Source organism: Kitasatospora acidiphila (assembly GCF_006636205.1).
GTDB classification, from domain to species: Bacteria; Actinomycetota; Actinomycetes; order Streptomycetales; family Streptomycetaceae; genus Kitasatospora; species Kitasatospora acidiphila.
Genome location: NZ_VIGB01000003.1, coordinates 2,047,911 through 2,063,627, shown reverse-complemented (window position 1 = coordinate 2,063,627; position 15,717 = coordinate 2,047,911). Strand labels below are relative to the sequence as shown.

Below are 15,717 nucleotides of genomic sequence, written 5' to 3'. Positions count from 1 at the left end.
TGGCGGTCAGTCCATGAGGATTTCGACGAGGACCGGCTTGCCGTGCTCCTTGATGTGGGCCACGGCCGCCCGCACCGTCGACTCGACGTCCTCGATCCGCTCCACCCGGGGCAGCGCGTGCACCCCGTAGGACTCGGCCAGCCCGGTGAAGTCGACCGGCTGGTCGTAGAAGCTGGTGGCGACGGTGGCCCGGGCGGTGTCCCGGTCGCGGTTGCCGGCGATCCGCTCGGCGTGCTGGGTGGAGTTGAGGTACAGGCGGTTGTTCATCACGATCGTCAGCAGCGGCACGTCGTACGCGGCGAGGGTCCACAGGGCGCTCGGCGTGTAGAGCAGGTCGCCGTCGGCCTGCAGGTCCACGCAGAGGGTGCCGTCGCCCTGGTGGGCGAGGGCCGCGCCGACCGACGCGCCCAGGCCGTAGCCGAGCCCGCCGCCGCCGTTGAGGCCGAGGTAGCTGCCGGGGCGCTCCAGCGGCCAGAGCTTCTTCACCCAGCCGTCGATGGTGAGGCTGCCGGTGTTGGTGAGGATCCACTCCTCGTCGCGGACCGCGCGGTGGATCTCGACGACGGCTGCGGAGACGTGGATGCGCTCGTTCCCCTTCGCCTCCTCGGCCTGCCGCGCCCATGCGGCGCGGGCCTCGGTGTGCACGTTGGCAAGGGCCTTCACCCGCTGCTCCCGGCGCTCGGTGAACTCCGGTGCGGCGAACGGGCCCTGAGGGTCGGCGGCGACCGCGTTCAGCGCGGCCAGCGAGGCGGCGGTGTCGGCGGCGATCGCCCGGTTCACCGGCACGAACTGCTGGTAGTCGGCGGCCCACTTGCTGGTCAGCAGCTCGTTGAAGCCCAGGGTGACCAGCTCGGCGCCGTTGGAGGGCAGTCCCTGGTCGGTGAGGGTGAGGAAGGAGCCGAGCGCGCCGACCAGGTCCTGCACCTCCAGCGCGATCACCAGGTCGGCGCCGGCCAGCAGTTCGGAGCTGGTGTGGCTGACGTTGAGCTGGTGGGTGTTGGGGAAGTTCATCCGGTTGCCGCGGTCGATCACGGCCAGGCCGAGGGCGTCGGCGAGGGCGGTCAGCGGGGCCACCGTCTCCGGGTCGCGTCCGGAGAAGTCGACCACCAGCACCGGCAGTTGGGCGGCCCTGATCAGCTCGGTGAGGTGCTCGAGGTCGGCGCCGCCGAGTGCGGGCAGCCGGGTCGGATCGGTGCTGCTCGCGGGCAGCAGCCGCACACCGTCCTCGAGGGGCTGCTCCTGGACGTCGAAGTCGAGCGCCACGAACACCGGGGCCTGCTGCGGGCTGCTCATCAACTTGAAAGCGCGGTAGAGGGATTCAACGGTGGCCCGCTGGCCGATCGGCTGGTCGCACCACTTCACGTAGTCCTTGACCACCGACTCGATATTCTGCGAGGTGTGGATCCAGTCGATCCAGGGCCGGCGCTTGCCCGCGTCGACCGGGCCGTTGCCGCCCAGGACGAACAGCGGCACCCGGTCGCACCAGGCGTTGAAGATCGCCATCGAGGCGTGCAGCAGGCCGACGTTGGCGTGCACGAAGACGCCCATGTGCCGCCCGCTCGCCTTGTGGTAGCCGTGCGCCATGGCCACCGCGATCTCCTCGTGGCAGGCCATCACGATGTCCGGTGCGATCTCGGCGTTGTCCTCATGCACCAGGGAGTCGTGCACCCCGCGGAAGGACGCACCGGGGTTGAAGGCCACCTTGTCGATGCCCTGCTGGTTCAGGAACTCCACCAACAGGTCGGAGAAGTAGGACGTACTCATGCGTTAACCTCCGGTCGGGTCGGGGGAGTTGCGGGACGCCAGGCGGGGTCGCCCTCGGTGCGGTGGGCCACCGCCCAGGCCGCGGCGCGTTCGTTGAGCTCCAGGCCGAAGCCGGGCCCGGGGGCCGGGGCGACGGTGTTGGCGGTCCGGTCCACGACGGGGCGCGGCGAGACCACCATCTCGGGGAAGAACCGGTCCCACTGGCCGGCCTCCACGGTCAGCGCCTCCGGGTGGGCGAAGGCGAGGGCCCGGCCCGCGTTGATCAGCGGGCCCACCTCGGCGACCTGCACGCCGATCTGGAAGGCCAGCCCGGCGGCGCGGGCCAGGGCGATCAGCCGGGCCGCAGCGATCGGGCCGCCGTTCTTGGCGACCCGGATGTTGAAGGCGTCGCAGGCCCGGAACGTCACCGCCCGCCAGGCCTCCTCGGGGGTGCAGACCGACTCGTCGAGCATGATCCGCAGGCCCGACCGGGCCCGCAGCTCGGCGAGTTCGACCCAGGAGCCCTTGGAGAGCGGTTCCTCCACCCAGTCGGCGCCGGCGTCGCACAGCACGGCCAGGTGTCCGGCGGCCTCCTCGGCGGACCAGCTCATGTTGGCGTCCACCATGACCGGCACCTTGTCGCCGAGCCGGTCGCGGATCGCCCGGACGGTGGCCGCGTCCCGGCGGATGTCCGAACCGGCCTTGACCTTGACGAAGTGGAACGGGCCCCGGGTGTCCAGGAACTCCTCGACGTCCAGGCTGAGATCGAGCACCTGGGAGACCGGCAGCGTGCCCGTCAGCACCTTGCGGCACTCCACCAACTCGGTTCCGCCGAGCCCCAGTCGCCGCCCCAGCAGATCGAGCAGCGCGGTCTCCAGCAGGCACAGCAGATTGCCGGCGCCCCGCACCCCGAAGGTGTCGGCGACGCCCGACTCGCGCAGCCGGGCCAGCAGTTCGGCCGGCTCGGCTGCGCGGAGCCGTGCGAAGACCGCGTCCAGCGGGGCCTCACGCAGCGCGGCGGCCACGGAGTCGCTGGTCTCGCCGGTGACGTAGGCCCGGGGAGCGCACTCCCCGAGACCGGTCACCCCGTCGACCTCCAACCGCAGCAGCAGGCTGTCGGAGGTCGAACGGCGCTTGGCGGGGTGGTCGAAGCTGGTCGCCATCGGCTGCTCGACCCGGTACAACGTGGCCTTCGCTGGTTCAGGCATTGCGGTCCAGCCCCTGCAGCAGCGTGAAGGTGGACGCCCAGTCGACGAGGCGGGCCCGCACATCGGTGTAGAAGAGGTAGTGCTTGTCCGTCGGGAACTGGATCATCGCGCCCTGCCCGCCGGTCAGTTGGAGGAAGGTGCCCTGGGCGTCGTCGAGGTCGACGATCGGGTCGCTGAGCCCGGAGACGAAGACCGTCGGCACCGCGGGCAGTGCGCGCTCGGGCCGCAGGTAGAGGGTTTCCAGGCCGAGCAGCACGCCCCGGGAGCGGCGGGTGAGTTCGCGTACCGCCAGGTCGTCGTTGTCGATGAAGTGCCGGTGCCGGGGCTCGTCGGTGAAGTCCGAGGCCAGCAGGCCGGCGTCCCACAACTCCCCGCTGGTCTCGGCCGCGAGGGCCTGCCGCTGCTCGTCGTCGAGGGTGGCGTGCAGCTTGCCGAGCCAGGCCGAGCAGAAGATCGCCGCGTCATAGCGGGTGGTGAACTCCGGGTGGTGCATCAGGGCCGCCATGAAGGAGCCGCCCAGGCAGTGCCCGAAGAGCGACAGCGGCACCTCCTCGCCGATCGCCTGCCGCACGTGGTCGACGGCGGCGATGTAGTCCTGCACCACGGTGTCGACGTCGGGCAGCTCGTGCCGGCTGCCCGCGCTGATGCCGCTGCCGCGGCGGTCCAGCACGTAGAAGGCGATGTCGTTGTCGGCGAACTGCGGGCCGACCTCCCAGAGCCAGCCGGCGTGCGACTGCAGGCCGTGGAAGTAGAAGACGGCGCCCTTGACCTGCCCGCGCGGTCGCCACAGGTGCAGGGCCAACTCGGCGTCGGCGACCGGCAGTCCGACGATCTCGCGGCGGATGTTCTGCGGCGGCCTCTTGGTCTCGATCATGTCCGAACTCTCCTTTCAGCAGCGACCGGTGAGGGCGGCCACGAAGTCGACGTCCTTCTGGAACGGCTTGTACTTGTACTGGGTGGCGTTGCCGGCCTGGCGGCGGCTCTCGACGTAGCCGCTGATGGCGTCCCGGGGCACGGTCACGACCTCCAGCGCGCCGAGCCGGCCGCTGTCCCGCTTGGACGCGTACTCGATGTTGATCTCGTGCAGCGCCCGGTCGACGGACTGCGACAGCGCCTGGTCCAACTGCCCCGAGGGCTCGGGCGCTTCGGCGACCACGATGTAGTTCGGGGGCTCCGCCCAGCGCGGGCCGCACATGTAGAGGCTGGTCCCGATGCCGTGGGCCGCCAGGCCCCGCTGGATGGACTGGGTCACCTGGTTCTCCGTGATCTTCTCACCGGTGAAGGAGTGGAAGATGCCGTCGCGGTGGACGAAGTGGACCCACGGGGTGCCGTCGGTGATCCGGTCGACGTGGTAGACGTCGCCGGTCCACAGTCGGTAGAGGCCGTTGCCCTGCGTCATGATCAGGTGGTAGTCGCGGCCCGCCTCGACCTCGTCGATCAGCAGCGTCCGGACCGGCTCGCCGTTCTCCACCAGTTCGCCCAGCGGCACGTCGGCGGGCACGAACTCGAAGAACGCCTGTCCCACGGCGAGTGGTTGGCTGTGCAGCGAGTCGTCCACCGGGATGGTGGTGACGCCCTCGGTGCCGCAGCTCATGAACGGCAGCTTGGCCACTCCCGGGAATACCGCGTCCAGCTTCTCGGTGTAGAGCCCGGCGGAGGCGGACAGCCAGCAGGTGTAGAGCGACAGCGACGGCCAGACGTCCTTGAGGCTGAAGTCCGGTCGGCGCAGCACCTCTTGGAGGTGGCGGGCGGTCGCCTCGTCGGGCTCGCCGTACGGCTGTCCCTCGATCGTGCCGTTCCGCAGGTCGCGCACCAACTCCTCACCGTGCTGCGCGAGTAGGTCGCGCAGCGAGATCAGGGTGCTGGGGTTGATCGACGAGATGTAGTGCAGGTCCTGCCCGAGCAGGTGCCGGATCCGGTGGTACATACGGCCCTCGTGGCTGCTGGGAACGTTGGGGCCGAACCACGGCGACTCGTACCACGGCGGGTTCCAGTCCCGGCTGTTGATCTGCGGATGCCGGTTGCTGACGGCCTGGTGGCCGATGCCGTGCACGAAGTCGTACACGTCCTCGCGCACGGTCTGGGTGTCCAGCGTCGCGTACGGGTGGGACAGCAGCTCCGGGTGGTACTCCAGATAGGTGCCCCACATCGCCTTCATTGCGGGGATGCGGTAGGTCAGCAGCCAGTGCAGGGTGTACGGCACCAGCTTGGGGGTCCCGGTGGTGCCGCTGGTCTTCAGCCAGCGCAGCACGGGGCTGCAGGTCAGGGTGCCGCCCTTGGTGCGGGTCTCGCGCTCGATCTGCGGGACGAAGTCGTCGTAGCGCATGATCGGCAGCAGCTCGCGGAACAGGGCGGGGTCGGTGGCGGCGGCGTCGTAGCCGTTCTCCCGCCAGTGCACCGAGCCGGCGCTCATGTCGATGACGTCCGCGAGCACGCGCTGCTGGGCGCGGCCGGGCTGCCGGAGGTCGGCGAGCAGTTCCTCGCGGGCCTGCCGGCACTCCTCGGCGAAGGTGTCGCGGCGGTCGTGCCAGTGTTTCTGCCAGTTCGGTATGTCCACGGTTGCTCCTGAGAAGTGTGTGGGGGGCACCAGGGGTCTGCGCGGGCCGGGCAGGATCAGCCGGGCGCTTTCAGCGTCAGCCGGGCGTGATCAGCGGTCGATGAAGGCCATCATCCGCTCGTTGTAGCGGGGGCCGGCGACGGCGTCGGCGCGCACCGCGGCCTCGATCTCGGCCAGCAGCTCGGAGTCGAGGACCACTTCGGCCGAGCGGGTGTTCTCCTCCAGGTAGGTCCGCCGCTTGGTGCCGGGGATCGGGACGACGTCGTCGCCCTGGTGCAGCGTCCAGGCGATGGCGAGTTGGGCCGGGGTGAGGTCGTGCCGGGTGGCAACTTCCTTGATCTTGGCGGCGATTGCCATGTTCTGGTCGTAGTTGGCGCCCTGCAGCCGCGGGTCGAAGTGGCGGAAGTCGTCCTCCGGATACTCCTCGGCGCGCTTGACGCCGCCGGTGAGGAAGCCCCGGCCGAGCGGGCAGAAGCCGACCAGGCCGATTCCGAGCTCGCGCAGCACCGGGATCACCTCGTCCTCCAAGTTCCGCTCCCAGACCGAGAATTCGGCCTGGACCACGGAGAGCGGGTGGACCGCGTGGGCGCGCCGGATGGTCTTCGCGCCGACCTCGCACAGGCCCAGGTAGCGGACCTTGCCCTGCCGGACCAGCTCGCCCATGGCGCCCACGACCTCCTCGATCGGCACCTTGGGGTCGAGCCGGTGCTGGTAGAGGACGTCGATGTAGTCGGTGCCGAGGCGCTTCAGGGAGGCCTCGACGACCTCGGTGATGTGCTCCGGGCGGCTGTCGGCCTCGGCCGTCGAGCCGTCCTTCAGCTTCATCGGGAAGCCGAACTTCGTTGCGATGACTGCCTGTTCGCGGCGTCCTGCCAGCGCCCGGCCGAGCAACTCCTCGTTGTCGTAGGGGCCGTAGGCCTCGGCGGTGTCGAACAGCGTGTAGCCCAGTTCCAGGGCCCGGTGGATGGTGGCGGTCGACTCCGCATCGTCGGTGGCCCCGTACCACTGGCTCATCCCCATGCACCCGAGGCCCAGTTCGGAGACCGCGAGCCCGTGGCGGCCCAGTGTCCGTGTCTTCAGCATGCTGCCCATTCCTTCGCTCTCGGCGGCTGGCTTCGCAACTGAAGCACATTCATGTACTGGAGTTCAATCAGTGGACCTTAGTTCAACTATCCCCGAAGGGGTCTAGGAGGGTTGCAGTCGAACAGCTAACTGAATAGCTGTCAGGTCACCTGTTGGACCTTGGTTTCAGGTACCTTTCACGGGCTGTCGGGAGGAAAACGAAGCCGACGCATCAGTGCCCCTAAAGGACAGGTTTGGCCTTCGGTACAGAGTTGGACCACGGGTGGAGAGGAAGCCGAACAGTGAACACGACTGACGAACCGATCGCGATCATCGGTATGGGATGCCGCTTCCCGGGCGCAGCAGGCGTCGCGGAGTTCTGGAACCTTCTGGAGAGCAACACCGACGCCGTGCTGCCGGTGCCGGCCGACCGCTTCGACGTGAACGCCTGGTACGACCCCGAGCCGGGCACCCCGGCGAAGCTGATCTCCCGTCACGGCGGCTTCCTGGACGAGGTCCACGGCTTCGACGCCGCGTTCTTCGGCATCTCGCCACGCGAGGCCCGCACCATGGACCCCCAGCAGCGGCTGCTGCTGCACACCGTGTGGGAGGCCTTCGAGGACGCGGGCATCCCGCCCGCGTCGGTGCGGGGCAGCCAGACCGGGGTGTTCGTCGGCCAGGCCACCGCCGAGTACGCCGACGCGGCCGGCGATGCCGCCAGCGCCGATGTGCGCACCATGGTCGGCAGCCGGCTGCGGGCCGTCACCTCCGGCCGGGTCTCCCACGCCTTCGACCTGCGCGGCCCCAGCGTGGTGCTGGACACCGCCTGCTCATCCGCCCTGGTCGCCGTGCACGCCGCCCGCCAGAGCCTGCTGACCGGCGACAGCGACATCGCCATCGCCGGCGGCGTCAATGTGATCCTTTCGCCGATCGACGCGGTCGCCTACTCGCAGGGCCGGATGCTCTCTCCGGACGGCCGCTGCAAGTTCGGCGACGGCAGCGCCGACGGGTTCGTCCGCAGCGAGGGCGTGGGCGTGATCATCCTCAAGCGGCTCTCCGACGCCGTCGCGGACGGCGACCGCATCCGCGCCCTGCTGCTCGGCAGTGCCGTCACCAACGACGGCAATGGCAGCGGCCTGCTGATGCAGCCCGCCGTCTCCGGGCAGGCCGCGATGCTGCGCAACGCCTGGCGCAGCGCCGGCGTCAAGCCCGCCGAGGTGGACTACGTCGAGGCGCACGGCACCGGCACCACCGTCGGCGACGGCGTGGAACTGAGCGCCCTGGCCGAGGCGCTGCGCGAGGAGGGCGCACCGCAGCAGCCGCTGCTGGTCGGCTCGGTGAAGAGCAACATCGGCCACGCCGAGTCCGCCGCCGGCATCGCGGGCCTGATCAAGACCGTGCTGATGGCCGAACACCGGGTGATCCCGGCCTCGTTGCACCTGAACTCGCCGCACCCGCAACTCACCGAGCCCGACTTCCCGGTGGCCGTGGTCACCCGCAACACCCCGCTGCGGCCGCGCGGTGAGCGGGCCGTGCTCGGCGTGAGCTCCTTCGGCCTGTCCGGCACCAACGCCCACACCGTGATCGGCGAATACCTCCCCGACCGCGAGCCGGTGGCCGACACCCCCGAGCCGGCCGACCACCAGGGCCCGCAGCTGCTGGTGCTCAGCGCCCGCACGCCCGCCGCCCTGCGCCGCCTGGCCCTGCGCTACGCGAACCACCTGGGCGCCGACGGCGAGGGCCGCGGCCACACGCTGCGCGACCTCTGCCGCTCCGCCACCCTGGGCCGCGACCACCACCCGCTGCGCCTGTGGGCCGTGGGCGACACCCACGACGCCATGGCCGCCACCCTGCGCGCCGTGGCCGAGGGCTCGCCGACCCCCGACGGCGGCATCCACGACGCGGGCTTCGACGGCCCCCGCCAGGTGGCCTTCGTCTTCCCCGGCCAGGGCTCGCAGTGGCGCGGCATGGGCGTGGAACTGCTGCGCACCTCCGCCGCCTTCCGCACCGCGATGGCGGGTTGCGATGCCGCCGTCCGCGACGAACTCGGCTGGTCCATCCTGGAGTTGCTGCAGAACGAGAACGAGAACGAGAACGCGGACGTGGACAGCGCCGTCGACGTGGTGCAGCCGCTGCTGTGGGCCATGGAGGTCGCCCTGGCCGCGCACTGGCGGTCGCTGGGCATCGACCCGGACGTCAGCATCGGCCACAGCATGGGCGAGGTGGCGGCGGCCTGCGTCACCGGGGCGCTGTCGGTGCGGGACGCGGCCCGGGTGATCTGCCGCCGCAGCACCCTGATGCAGCGCCTCGCCGGACGCGGCGCGATGCTCGCCACCGAGCTCTCCCCACAGCAGGCCCACGAGTTGCTCGCCGGCTACGGCGACGAGGTGTGCGTGGCGGTGGAGAACTCCCCGTCCGCCACCGTGCTGGCGGGCGACCCGACGGTCATCGAGGAGATCGCCGCCGAGCTGGAGCGGCGGCAGGTCCTCAACCGCAGGGTCAAGGTCAACGTGGCCTCGCACTCCCCGGTGATGGATGAGATCCGCGACGAACTGGCGACCGGGCTCGCCGACTTGAAGCCCACGGCGGCGCACGGCGAGCTGTTCTCCAGCGTCCGCTGCGCGCCGGTCGAGGGCACCGCGCTGGACGCCGGGTACTGGGTCGACAACCTGCGCCGGCCGGTCCGGTTCGCCGAGTCGGTGCGGCAGCTGGCCGAGGCCCGGGGCGCCGTCTTCATCGAGGTCAGCCCGCACCCGGTGCTCAGCCAGGCGGTCGAGGAGGTGCAGGGCGCCGCGGGGCTGGACGCCGCCGTGGTGACCACGCTGGTCCGCCGCCAGAGCGAGTCGACGGCGGTCGTCCGCGCCCTGGGCCGCGCCTTCGCGCTCGGCGTCGCGGTCGACTGGCGGCGCTGGTACGGCGACTCCACCGCCCGGGTGCCGCTGCCGCTCTACAGCTGGGACGCCGAGGACTTCGCCCTGGAGGCCACGCCGACGGCCGCGGGGGCCGCCGAGCCGACCCGGGTCGCCGAACGTCGGGTCCGCCTCTCCCGGTTGGGCGTGGCGGCGCTGGGCAGCGGTGTGATCGCGCGCGGCACCGCGCTGGTGCCGCCGGTGGTGTACTTCGAGGCGCTCGCCGAGACGGTGCGCGACCTCGTCGGGGAGGGTGCCGTCGAGCTGCTCGACGTCCGCCTCGGCGACGGCCTGCCGCTGCTGGCGGACGCTGCCGAGACCACGCTCGCCATTCAACTGGACGAGCTGGAGGGCGAGTACGGCTTCCGCGTCGAGGCGCTCTCGGACCGCTCGGGCACCAGAGTGCGCTGCCTTCAGGGCCGGGCGCGGGCTGCCGAGCAGGCGCCCGCGCCGTCGACCGCCGAGCTGGACATCGCGCTCACCCGGTGCGTCGAGTACGTGCCCGGCGCCGAGTTCTACCGCCGGGCCGAGGGCCGTGGCTACTCCGTCGCCCCGACGCTGCGGGCCGTCCAGCAGCTGTGGCGGCGGGACGGCGAGGCGGTGGCCCGGCTGGACCTGCCGGGGGCCGGAACCACCGGGGCCGCCGGAGCGTGGGAGGCCGGCCTGCTGGCGATGCTGGCGGCCTGGCCGAGCGACCCCACGACCGCGTTCGTGCCCGTCGCCTTCGACCGCATCCTGCTGGCCGAGGCGCCCGCCGGGGAGCTCTGGAGCATGACCCGGTTCGAGCCGGACGGCGACCAGGACACGGCGCGCGGCGATGTCGTCCTCACCGCGTCCGACGGACGGGTGCTGGCCGACTTCCAGGGCATGGTGCTGTTCCGCACGGCGGGCCGCCAGGCCGCTCCCGCCGAGGCGCCCCGGGCGCGGGCCGCCGTCATCGAGCTGGCGCCGCGTCAACAGCCGAAGGCCGTCCGGCCTGGGGCAACCCGGCCCGAGGTGGTCCGCACTGTCACCGAGCGGTTGACCGTCCACGTCGCCACGGTGCTCGGCACCACCGTCGACCGCGTCGACCTGCGGCGATCGCTGCGCGAACTGGGCCTGGACTCGCTGATGGCGGTCCAGCTGCGGCGGACTCTCCAGCAGGAGTTCGGAGTCGAGATCCCGACCGGCCGCCTGCTGGGCGACCACCGCCTGTCCGCCCTCGCCGCCGAACTGGAAACCGCCGCCGCCGAGTTCAATGAGATGCGCGCAGCATGATGACGCCGTGTCAATCGTGAACTAGAATCTAACAATGAACCACAGTATAGGTTCGTGGCCCGGGCTAGGACGGGCCTGGCGATGTCGGTCGCAGCCATGCGGTCAGCTCACTTCGGTCTGACTTCGGGGGGCCGGACGCGCATCGACGGGACGAGAGGACAGAGCCGATGACGACCGAGACCGAGACACCCCAAGCCGAGCGCCCACTCAGCCGGCGGGAGCGGAGCAAGAACCGCATGCACGACCGCCTGTACACCGCGGCGCTGGAGCTCTTCGCCGAGCAGGGGTACGAGCGGACCACGATCGACCAGATCGCCGAACGTGCCGATGTGGCCCGGGGAACGTTCTTCAACCACTTCCAGCGAAAGGAGGACTTGGTCACCACCTGGGCCCAGCAGCGTCAGGAGAAGCTCCGTGAGCTCATGGACCGCTCGCTGGCCCACGACGACTACGACACCACGGTCCAGCTGGAGCGGTGCATGTCGGCCCTCGCCGAGTTCAACGAGGGGGAGCGCAAGCTCACCCAGGTGATGCTGACGGCCTGGCTGAAGTCGGGCCAACCCCTGCTGGAGGCGCCGGAATACGCCGGAGCCGTCTTCGTCCAGGCGATCTCCGCGGGCCAGGTCCGCGGCGACATCGCCGCCGACATCGATCCGGTGCTGGCCGGCAACATGCTGCGGGACGCCTACCTGGGCCTCCTCTACCGCTGGTCGCAGTCCGCCGAGGAGACCATCCCGCTCCACGTCGAACTGCGTGCCTTGCTGCGGATCACCCTCACCGGCGTCAACTCCTACGCCAAGCGCGGCTGGACCGCCCAGCGCGCCCCGGAGTCCGCCCCGGTGGCGAGCTGACAGGGCCGACGCCTCGGGGCCCCAGCGGCAACTGAGGGCCCCGAAACACTCGAACGCCTCACTCGGCGGGCAGGAACCCCGGCAGGGTGTAGCGGCGGGTGTTGGTGGCGTGCCACCAGTGGTTGCCGTCGACCCAGTCGGCAATGCCCTTGAGGTAGCGGGCCGTCAGCGGGCTGGGCAGCTCGGCGGCGCAGGCGGCGGCTTCCGCCTCGAAGCGGTGCATCACGTCGTTGTGGATGGTGATGGCCTTGGCGTACGCCTCGTCCGGCGGCAGGTCGTCGTGGGTCTGCACCACGGTGGGCAGGTTGACGTGCGGGCGCGGCGAGCGCAGCTCCTTGGTGTACGAGTACAGGTCGTTGACCAAGGTGGTCGCCAACGAGGCGAGGGCGATGACCTGTTGGACCTTGGGGTGGTCGTGGAGGTCGGCCGGGAAGGCATAGCCGTCGATGGCGTCCACGATGGTCAGGCAGGGACGGAAGCTGTTGTACTGGCGGACCATCAGGTACTCGGGGATCTCCGGCACCACGCCGTCGATCGACCAGGCGGCCTCGGCGAGATAGCCCAGGTGGAGCCGGGCCAGGTCGTGGATCTCGCGGTCCCGGATCTGGTCGCTGGTGTGCTGGTTGAAGAACTCCATCGCGGCCCGGTAGGCGCGGCACGGCGGTTCGCTGTCCAGCTTCTCCTGCCACTGCTGCTCATAGGGGGTGACGGCATAGGGGCGCTCCAGTGACGAGTGCGCCATCAGCAGCCGGGCGCCGAGGCCGTGCGGCGAGCCGCCGTGGTCCTCGCAGTAGCAGTCGTCAACGGCGTTCTCCGCCACCAGTAGTCGGGCCGCTGCCTCCAAGTGGTCCAGGCCGGCCGCCTCGGGATAGGTGAGGCAGACCGAGCGGCCGGTGCCGAAGGCCTCGAACTCGTCCGCCCACTCCGGCGGGACGAGGTTGACCTCCTCCACCGCCCAGCGCGCGGTCCGCCGGTCGATCTCGGCGACCACTGCGGGCTCCGGCTCCTTGACGGGGTGCCAGTACAGTCCCGGGATCGGGCGGACGGGTTGTTCGCCCGGCTGCCGGCGGGCTTGCAGCGAGCTGGTGCCCAGTCCGGTGGGGCCGGTCGAGAAGGTCACGGTCATGCGCTCGTCCACCTCGATCTCAGTTGGTTCGTCAGTCGGCCGTGCGTGTGCGGTCGTCGGCCCAGCAAGGACATCACGGCGCGGTGAGCATTGGGCGCGGGCTTGGTGGGCCGGGTGCGGCTGTTGATGTGCAACACGGCGCGCGGCGCTGGAGTGCGCCCCTGGGATCGGCCAAAGCGCCCCCATGAGCAGGGTGTCCGATGGTATGGCTCGCCGATGCCATCTGATATGTCACGTGCTATTGAAGGGACATCAGCCGCGTGAGACGGTGCGTCTCACGCCTCCACAGTTCGTACCGAGGCGCGCATCCACCAGGTCCCCCACCAAGGAGTGACGATGCGTCCCCACTTCCGGCTGCCCCGAGGGCTGGCCGTGCTCGCCGCGGCGAGCACGGCCCTCGTCGGCGCACTGGCCACGCCGAGCTTCGCTGCCCCCACGCAGCAGGCTCCGCAGGCCACCCCGCAGGCCAGTCACGCTGGGCTGCTCCCGCCCGCCGGCGCCCCCACGCTCGGCACCCCCGACCAGGCAGCAACCCAGCAGCAGCGGCTCACCCCGGCCCAACTCCCGCCGCGAAACCCGCAGTCAGGGCCCAAGACCGCTTTGAAGCCGACGGTCCGCACCGGGACGGCAACCGCCTCATGTACCCCGGCCGACTTCAGCGGCCGCAGCGGTTCCGACCTGGCCGCCTACGTCCAGGCCTCCACTCCCGACTGCATCAACACGCTCTTCCAGATCACCGGTTCGGATGCCTCCGGGGTGTTCCGCGAGAGCCAGATGCTGTCCGTCGCCAGCGCGTTCCAGAGCCAGGCCGCCGCCTACACCGGTAACGACTCCACCGGCATCTGGCAGTTGGTGCTCTTCCTGCGCGCCGGCTACTACGTGCAGTTCTACGACTCGGCCGACGTCGGCAGCTACGACGCCACCCTCACCAGCGCGGTGCAGAGCGGCCTCGACTCCTTCGTCGCCAACTCGCACCTCGGCGACGTCAGCGACGCCAACGGCCAGGTATCCGGCGAGGTCATGGTCCTCACCGACAGCGCCAACCTGCAGGGCCGCTACCTGAACACCTACAAGCAGGTGCTGAACGCCTACAACCCCGCGACCTACAACGCCTCCTGGTACATGGTGAACTTCGTCAACGACGTCTTCACCCCGCTCTACCGCGGCCACCAGAACCCGGCCTTCGTCACCGCCGTCACCAGCGACCCGAGCATCATCACCACGCTCGACACCTTCGCCCTCAACCACAAGGACCTGCTGGGCACCACCAACTCGTTCCTGGACTCCAACGCCGGTCTGGAGACCGCCCGTTTCATCGAGCACTCGGCCCTGCAGGCCACCGTGAAGCCACTGATCAAGGGCCTGCTCGACGCCTCCTCGATCACCGGGCCGACCGCTCCGCTCTGGGTCGGCGTGGCCGGCATGGCCAGCTACTACGACGCGTCCAACTGCTCCTACTACGGCGTCTGCAACCTGCCGCAGCAGCTCAAGGCAGCGGCCCTGCCGGTCAGTTACACCTGCGACGCTACCCACAGCATCTTGGCGCAGAGCCTCACCGCCGCCGACCTCACCGCCGTCTGCTCCAGCCTGGAGAACCAGGACTCGTTCTTCCACAACCTGGTCAAGGACAACGGTGCGATCCCCGGCCAGTACGAGAACTCGCTGCAGATGGTGGTCTTCGCCAGCCCGCAGGACTACCAGACCTACGCCGGCGGCATCTACGGGGTGAGCACCAACAACGGCGGCATCACGCTGGTGGGTGACCCCACCAACCCCACCAACCAGCCGATCTCCCTCACCTACCAGAACGGCAACGACGGCTTCACCGCGGGCATCTGGAACCTCAACCACGAGTACACCCACGCCCTGGACGGCCGCTACGACATGAAGGGCAACTTCACCCAGCAGACCGCCGTGCCGGACGTCTGGTGGATCGAAGGCGTGGCCGAGTACGTGTCGTACACCTACCGGAACATGACCGACACCGGCGCGGTGGCCGAGGCTCCCAAGCACACCTACGCGCTCAGCACGCTGTTCCAGACCACCTACAACAACACCAACCAGACCCGCACCTACCCGTGGGGCTACCTGGCCGTCCGGTACATGGTCGAGAAGCACCCTGACGTCATCGCCAACATGCTGAGCCACTTCCGCACCGGCGACTACACCAGCGGCTACGCGGTCTACAACTCCATCGGCACCGCGTACGACGCCGACTTCAACACCTGGCTGGACGCCTGCGCCGCCGGCGCCTGCACGGCGGGCAGCGGCGGTGGCGGCGGCGGCGGTACCACGGCCTGCACCGCTGCCAACACCCAGGTGCTGGACCGCAACTGCTTCCGCGCCGGCCAGTCGGCCACGGCGGGCAACCTGGACTACTACTACATCTACCTGCCGGCCGGAACCACCACGCTCAACATCACCGCCAGCGGCGGCACCGGCACCGCGTACCTGCTCTACAACCCCAACGCCTGGGCCACGCCCACCGCTTACACCAACGGCTCGCTCAACAACGGCACCAGCCAGAGCCTGACCGTCACCAACACCACGGCCGGCTACCGCTACATCAGCCTCTACGCCCAGACCGACTTCAGCGGCGTCACGGTCACCACGCAGTACTGACACGCACGTTCGTCGCGTCCGTAGCGTGCGGCCCGGGGCAGCCAGCCCCGGGCCGCACGCTGCTGCTCAACGGAAGAGACGGAAGAGTCAGGATCGGATCCCGTCGGCGAGTCAGACCAGGAGGCCGATGCCGGTCGCCAGCATCACCAAGGCCGTTGCGCCGTGGACGCCGTAGGCGGCGGCCTTCGGCCCACCGCCGTGCCGCACGACCACCGCATCCCCGGCGGGTATCCCAGCGAACACCACCACGTACCAACCCAGCACCGACGCAGGCGCGACGAACATCAGAACGAAGACGAAGGCCCCGGACGCGATCTCGCGCAGACCCTTCACGCGCAGCCAGGACCGGAAGGCGGGGTCGTCGGCCGGTGTATGGGGAATG

At 70.3% G+C, this 15,717-nt stretch carries 10 protein-coding genes; 3 read left to right on the top strand and 7 right to left on the bottom strand.

Annotated features, from left to right (window positions below; all coding sequences use genetic code 11):
* Positions 1 to 6: 6 nt before the first annotated feature.
* The 5 genes from E6W39_RS10405 to E6W39_RS10385 all read right to left on the bottom strand — a co-directional run bounded on the left by E6W39_RS10405 (position 7) and on the right by E6W39_RS10385 (position 6,591).
* Positions 7 to 1,764 carry a thiamine pyrophosphate-binding protein gene (locus E6W39_RS10405; protein WP_141633291.1) on the bottom strand — a complete coding sequence of 586 codons (1,758 nt, stop codon included), beginning with the start codon at positions 1,762 to 1,764 and terminating at the stop codon, positions 7 to 9.
* Entirely contained in the window at positions 1,761 to 2,951 is a 1,191-nt protein-coding gene (locus E6W39_RS10400) for an enolase C-terminal domain-like protein (RefSeq protein WP_141633290.1), read from the bottom strand. The genes E6W39_RS10405 and E6W39_RS10400 overlap by 4 nt, the downstream gene beginning before the upstream one ends.
* On the bottom strand, positions 2,944 to 3,825 hold the full coding sequence (locus E6W39_RS10395) for an alpha/beta fold hydrolase (protein ID WP_141633289.1): 882 nt from the start codon (positions 3,823 to 3,825) through the stop codon (positions 2,944 to 2,946). The genes E6W39_RS10400 and E6W39_RS10395 overlap by 8 nt, the downstream gene beginning before the upstream one ends.
* 15 nt (positions 3,826 to 3,840) lie before the next feature.
* Positions 3,841 to 5,508 carry a GH3 family domain-containing protein gene (locus E6W39_RS10390; RefSeq protein ID WP_141633288.1) on the bottom strand — a complete coding sequence of 556 codons (1,668 nt, stop codon included), beginning with the start codon at positions 5,506 to 5,508 and terminating at the stop codon, positions 3,841 to 3,843.
* 90 nt (positions 5,509 to 5,598) lie between these two features.
* Positions 5,599 to 6,591, bottom strand: coding sequence for an aldo/keto reductase (locus E6W39_RS10385; RefSeq protein WP_141633287.1), 993 nt, complete (start codon positions 6,589 to 6,591; stop codon positions 5,599 to 5,601).
* A 281-nt stretch (positions 6,592 to 6,872) separates the two neighbouring features.
* Here E6W39_RS10385 and E6W39_RS10380 point away from each other — a divergent pair, with 281 nt between their 5' ends.
* Both E6W39_RS10380 and E6W39_RS10375 read left to right on the top strand, forming a co-directional pair.
* Positions 6,873 to 10,736 carry a type I polyketide synthase gene (locus tag E6W39_RS10380; protein ID WP_141633286.1) on the top strand — a complete coding sequence of 1,288 codons (3,864 nt, stop codon included), beginning with the start codon at positions 6,873 to 6,875 and terminating at the stop codon, positions 10,734 to 10,736.
* A 167-nt stretch (positions 10,737 to 10,903) separates the two neighbouring features.
* Entirely contained in the window at positions 10,904 to 11,587 is a 684-nt protein-coding gene (locus tag E6W39_RS10375) for a TetR/AcrR family transcriptional regulator (RefSeq protein WP_228718066.1), read from the top strand.
* 58 nt (positions 11,588 to 11,645) lie between these two features.
* Here E6W39_RS10375 and E6W39_RS10370 read toward each other — a convergent pair whose 3' ends face one another.
* Entirely contained in the window at positions 11,646 to 12,713 is a 1,068-nt protein-coding gene (locus E6W39_RS10370) for a terpene synthase family protein (RefSeq protein ID WP_141633285.1), read from the bottom strand.
* Positions 12,714 to 13,049: 336 nt separating this feature from the next.
* On the opposite strand from E6W39_RS10370, the gene E6W39_RS10365 reads away from it, so the two are divergent.
* Positions 13,050 to 15,335: a M9 family metallopeptidase gene (locus tag E6W39_RS10365; RefSeq protein ID WP_141633284.1), complete on the top strand. Its 2,286-nt coding sequence runs from the start codon at positions 13,050 to 13,052 to the stop codon at positions 15,333 to 15,335.
* Positions 15,336 to 15,446: 111 nt separating this feature from the next.
* Here E6W39_RS10365 and E6W39_RS10360 read toward each other — a convergent pair whose 3' ends face one another.
* Positions 15,447 to 15,716: a DUF4267 domain-containing protein gene (locus E6W39_RS10360; RefSeq protein WP_141633283.1), complete on the bottom strand. Its 270-nt coding sequence runs from the start codon at positions 15,714 to 15,716 to the stop codon at positions 15,447 to 15,449.
* Between the last annotated feature and the right edge of the window lies 1 nt (position 15,717).

Excerpts from the sequence above, each read along its gene's own strand:
- E6W39_RS10405 (WP_141633291.1), bottom strand. The coding sequence starts at position 1,764 with ATGAGTACGTCCTACTTCTCCGACCTGTTGGTGGAGTTCCTGAACCAG.
- E6W39_RS10400 (WP_141633290.1), bottom strand. The coding sequence starts at position 2,951 with ATGCCTGAACCAGCGAAGGCCACGTTGTACCGGGTCGAGCAGCCGATG.
- E6W39_RS10395 (WP_141633289.1), bottom strand. The coding sequence starts at position 3,825 with ATGATCGAGACCAAGAGGCCGCCGCAGAACATCCGCCGCGAGATCGTC.
- E6W39_RS10385 (WP_141633287.1), bottom strand. The coding sequence starts at position 6,591 with ATGCTGAAGACACGGACACTGGGCCGCCACGGGCTCGCGGTCTCCGAA.
- E6W39_RS10375 (WP_228718066.1), top strand. The coding sequence starts at position 10,904 with ATGACGACCGAGACCGAGACACCCCAAGCCGAGCGCCCACTCAGCCGG.
- E6W39_RS10370 (WP_141633285.1), bottom strand. The coding sequence starts at position 12,713 with ATGACCGTGACCTTCTCGACCGGCCCCACCGGACTGGGCACCAGCTCG.
- E6W39_RS10365 (WP_141633284.1), top strand. The coding sequence starts at position 13,050 with ATGCGTCCCCACTTCCGGCTGCCCCGAGGGCTGGCCGTGCTCGCCGCG.